1 rRNA gene is annotated in these 1,295 nt (G+C 62.2%); it reads right to left on the bottom strand.

Features of this window, described 5'->3' with window-relative positions:
• Nucleotides 1-1,295, bottom strand: a 16S ribosomal RNA gene (locus BGC09_RS21980); the annotation flags it as partial.

Raw genomic sequence — 1,295 nt, forward strand, 5'->3', positions numbered from 1 at the left:
CGAGGGGTTCGCCCAGCGGCTTCAGGTGTTGCCGGCTTTCGTGGTGTGACGGGCGGTGTGTACAAGACCCGAGAACGTATTCACCGCCGTGTGCTGACCGGCGGTTACTAGCAACTCCTCCTTCATGCAGGCGGGTTGCAGCCTGCAATCTGCACTGAGATCGGGTTTAAGGGATTGGCTCCCCGTCGCCGGGTCGCTGCCCGCTGTCCCGACCATTGTAGCGTGTGTGTCGCCCAGGATGTCAGGGCCATGCTGACTTGACGTCATCCCCACCTTCCTCCGCGTTGTGCGCGGCAGTCCCCTCGGAGACTTCCAACCGAGAGCGAGGGTTGCGCTCGTTGCGGGACTTAACCCAACACCTCACGGCACGAGCTGACGACAGCCATGCAGCACCTGAGCACGCCTCCCTTGCGGGCCGGCCCATCTCTGGACCCTCAGCGTGCTTGTCCAACCCTGGTAAGGTTCTTCGCGTTGCATCGAATTAAACCACACGCTCCGCTGCTTGTGCGGGTCCCCGTCAATTCCTTTGAGTTTTAGCCTTGCGGCCGTACTCCCCAGGCGGACCACTTCATGCGTTCGCTTCGGCGCGCAGGGGGTCGATCTCCCCACACACCTAGTGGTCAGCGTTTACGGCTAGGACTACCGGGGTATCTAATCCCGTTCGCTCCCCTAGCTTTCGCCTCTCAGCGTCAGGTACCACCCAGGACAGTGCCTTCGCCTTCGGTGTTCTTCCCGATCTCTACGCATTTCACCGCTCCACCGGGAATTCCCTGTCCCTCTGTGGCCCTCAAGTCAGACCGTCTTCCTGCTTCTCCCGCAGTGAAGCCGCGGGCTGTCAGCCGGAACCTGCCCGACCGCCTACAGGCCCTTTACGCCCAGTAACTCCGGACAACGCTCGCCCCCTACGTCTTACCGCGGCTGCTGGCACGTAGTTTGCCGGGGCTTCTTCCTGGGGTACCGTCCTCTCTCTTCCCCCAGAAAAGCAGTTTACAACCCGAAGGCCGTCTTCCTGCACGCGGCGTCGCTCGGTCAGGCTTTCGCCCATTGCCGAAGATCCCTCACTGCTGCCCCCCGTAGGAGTCTGGGCCGTCTCTCAATCCCAGTGTGGCTGATCGTCCTCTCAGACCAGCTACCGATCGTCGCCTTGGTGGGCCATTACCCCACCAACTAGCTAATCGGGCGCAGGCCCCTCCTGCAGCGCCTCCCGCCCTCCGGCAGAAAGCTTTCCTGGTGCCTCTTGCAAGACACCACCGTATGCGGGATTGTCGGCACTTTCGCACCGGTATCCCCCACTG

This window comes from Thermogemmatispora onikobensis (assembly GCF_001748285.1).
Classification (GTDB): Bacteria; Chloroflexota; Ktedonobacteria; order Ktedonobacterales; family Ktedonobacteraceae; genus Thermogemmatispora; species Thermogemmatispora onikobensis.